Here is a 270-nt window from a genome sequence, read left to right on the forward strand (position 1 = left end):
TGGAGCGCCTCCAGGACCGCGCTCAGCGGCACGGGCTCGGCCCGGCAGCCCGGCAGGCAGCGCAGCGTCGGGCAGGAATCGACCGCGCGGGCGTCCGAGGCCCAGGAGGCCAGGATCGCCCGCTTCTCGGCCCGCGACAGGCCGGGATAGCGCAGCACCTCGCGCGGATGCCGGAAGACGTCGCCCGGCGCCACGAAGGCCTCGAACGGCTCGACCGCCTGCGGCCTCAGGCTGGCGGCCGCCACCGGACCCAGGCGCGCGATCTCGGGT

1 protein-coding gene is annotated in these 270 nt (G+C 77.0%); it reads right to left on the reverse strand.

What is annotated here, in order from left to right; all coding sequences use genetic code 11:
• Positions 1 to 270: hypothetical protein (locus KZZ06_RS20880; RefSeq protein ID WP_219581874.1), on the reverse strand; the 270-nt coding region annotated here is incomplete at both ends.

It is taken from the genome of Sulfitobacter sp. CW3, from assembly GCF_019392245.1.
In the GTDB taxonomy this organism is placed as follows: Bacteria; Pseudomonadota; Alphaproteobacteria; order Rhodobacterales; family Rhodobacteraceae; genus Sulfitobacter.